We start from the raw sequence: 1,402 nt of genomic DNA on the forward strand, positions 1-1,402 counted from the left end.
CATCAGCTGCAAGCTTTGCTTTGGTTGCTGCTTTTGTAGCTGCTTTCCCTGCGGCATTTGCTGCATTAGCCTTGGCATCCAGATCCTGAGCCTTGAGAAGCGCTTCTGATACTACCTGAAGAGTAAGGTTCTCTTCATCAGAGAGCTTTTTCTCTGCAGCTACTGCTGCTGCGTATGCTCCGGTTTCAGGATCATTTATAGCCTTTGCTGCGGCATTTGCTGCCTGTGCTGCCTCTCTTGCTTCCTCAGCTGCCTTTTCAGCTGCTTCCTTAAGTCTATCGGCTTCATTTGCATCTGCCTGACTTAATGCTGCTTCATATCTGGACTTTGCTGTCTCGTATGCGGTATTGGCTGCAACTGCAGCCTCTGCTGCTATTGCTATATAGCCCTTTGCATCGTCTGTGCCGTTTGCTGCATTAGCTGCACTACGCGCCTCTGTAGCTGCCCTCTGTCCGGCTTCATCGGTTGTATTCTCAGCTGCTGCTTCTGCTTTGCCGGCTGCTTCTTCTGCTGCCTTGGCTGCATCTTCAGCTGCCTGTGCTGCATCTGCTGCTTCTTTTGCTGCAGTCTTGGCTTCCAATACTTCCTCCCATGTAGGAGCTGAACCATCTGCATGTACTGCAGACTCTGCGGTATTCTTGAAGCCTAAAGCATCATTGGTTTTGTCTAAAGCTGTCTGTGCTTCTCTCTTAGCTGTAGCACCCTCAGTCTTAGCAGTGCTGGCGGCTGCCTGATCTGCATCAAGGGTACTCTGAGCATTTGCTACTAAAGTCTTTGCTTCCTTGACTTTTTCTCTTGCTGCATTGGCAGCGTCTACTGCTGTAGCTGCTGCTGTTCTTGCTTCAGTTGCTACATTCTCTGTTGTTGCATTATCAGCTGCATTCTTTGCTGCAATTGCTGTCTTTTCTGCTGTATCTGCCAGACTCTCAAGTGACTCTATAGCGGTATTTACTGATGATATATTAGCAACTGTAGGCTTATTGAGCTTACTTACAGCTGTTTCCAATGCTTTTAACGCACCTTCTTTTTCATCTGTTATAGCCTTTGCTGCATTCTCGGCAGCTACTTTTGCTTTATTTGCTGTATTATCAAGTACTGTCTTTGCAATCTCTATAGCACTGTTAAGATCCGAAACAGCTCCTGTTGCTGTTTCATTAGCACGCTGGGCTGTTGTCGTAGCTTCTGCTGCTGTCTGAACCGCACCGGAAGCTGTGGACAAAGCTGTTGTATCACTGCAGGATTCTGCAAGTTTCTTGGCATAATCTGCTGCTGTCTGAGCTTCCTTGGCTGTGTTTACTGCATTAAGTGCCTGTGTTGCAGCCTCATTGGCCTCTTTCAGTGCTTCTGTTGCAGCTGCTATCTTGCCGGAGGTTACGTTGACATCCTTGAGTGCTGTAACTGC

General features: G+C 47.9%; 1 pseudogene. It reads right to left on the bottom strand.

The window, feature by feature from the left end:
* Window positions 1-1,402, bottom strand: a pseudogene (locus NXH67_RS09230) (hypothetical protein); the annotation flags it as partial.

This window comes from Butyrivibrio sp. DSM 10294, from assembly GCF_028539135.1.
Lineage (GTDB): Bacteria > Bacillota > Clostridia > Lachnospirales > Lachnospiraceae > Butyrivibrio.